This window comes from Bacteroides sp. CAG:633 (assembly GCF_000435115.1).
Taxonomy (GTDB): Bacteria; Bacteroidota; Bacteroidia; order Bacteroidales; family Bacteroidaceae; genus Bacteroides; species Bacteroides ndongoniae.
This window is the reverse complement of sequence record NZ_FR882977.1, coordinates 1-1,442: the sequence shown is the minus strand read 5'-3', so window position 1 is coordinate 1,442 and position 1,442 is coordinate 1. Positions and strand designations below refer to the sequence as shown.

General features: G+C 56.3%; 2 protein-coding genes. Both read left to right on the top strand.

The window, feature by feature from the left end; genetic code table 11:
• A partial coding sequence (locus QVP67_RS01825; RefSeq protein WP_288179789.1) for an MFS transporter occupies positions 1-545 on the top strand: 545 nt, incomplete at its 5' end.
• 165 nt (positions 546-710) lie between these two features.
• On the top strand, positions 711-1,442 hold a 732-nt coding region (locus tag QVP67_RS01820), incomplete at its 3' end, for a carbohydrate kinase family protein (protein ID WP_288179788.1).

Genomic DNA, 1,442 nt, shown 5'->3' with positions numbered 1-1,442 from the left:
TGCTGGGCCGTCCGTTCATTCTGCTGTGCTTCCTGGGCATCGTCTGCCACGTGGGCATCGACGTGGGCACCAACACCACGGCTCCCAAACTGCTGATGGAACGTGTGGGTTTGACGCTCGAAGAGGCGGGATTTGCCACGAGCCTTTACTTCATCTTCCGTACGGCGGGCTGCCTGCTGGGCACGTTCATCCTGCAACATCTGTCGGCACGCCGCTTCCTGGGCATCAGTGTGGCTTGCATGCTGGTGGCAATGGTGGGACTGCTGGTGTCCGACGCGCACTACGTCATCTACGTCTGCATCGCGCTGATCGGTTTCGGCAACTCGAATGTGTTCCCCATCATCTTTGCGCAGGCGCTGACGGCGGTGCCCGAGAAGAAGAACGAGGTTTCGGGTCTGATGATTATGGGCCTTTTCGGCGGCACGGTGTTCCCGCTGCTGATGGGTGTGGCCAGCGATGCCGTGGGGCAGAGTGGTGCCGTGGCCGTGATGACGGTCGGCGTGCTCTATCTGATTGCCTATACGCTGAAGATGAAGAAAGCCTGATTTTAGTAAACAAGTAAACGAGTCAACAAGTAATCAAGAAACAAGTAAACGAGTTAACAAGTCAACAAGTAAACGAGACCACAAGTCCTTGTAGCCTGTAGCCTTGTCAACTCGTCTACTAACAGATTCCCTTGTCAACTCGTCCACCATTTAAAACCAACAACCATGAATAGTCAACCAATCGTAGTCGGAATGGGCGAAGCACTGTGGGACGTGCTGCCCGAAGGAAAAAAACTGGGTGGAGCACCCGCCAACTTTGCCTATCACGTGTCGCAGTTCGGGCTGGAGAGCCGCGTGGTGAGTGCTGTAGGCCAGGACAAACTGGGCGCAGAGATTCTGGAGAACTTCCGCCAGAAACAGCTGTACGGACTCATCGAAACCGTGCCTTACCCCACGGGTACCGTCCAGGTAGAGCTGGATGCCGAGGGCGTGCCCTGCTATGACATCAAGGAAGGCGTGGCTTGGGACAACATCCCCTACACGCAGGCCCTCGAAGGACTGGCCAGTCAGACGCGTGCCGTCTGCTTCGGCTCGCTGGCACAACGCAGCATCGTGTCGCGCCAGACCATCCACCGTTTTCTCGACGCCATGCCCGACGATGCCGATACGCTGCGCATCTTCGACATCAACCTGCGTCAGGGTTTCTATACGAAAGAGATTCTGTGCGATTCGTTCCGCCGCTGCAACATTCTGAAGATTAATGATGAGGAACTGGTCACCGTGAGCCGTATGTTCGGCTATCCCGGCATCGACCTGCAGGACAAGTGCTGGATTCTGCTGGCCAAGTACAACCTGAAGATGCTTATCCTGACCTGTGGCGTCAATGGCAGCTACGTCTTCACGCCCGGTCATGTTTCGTTTGTCGAGACGCCGAAGGTGCAGGTAGCCGACACGGTG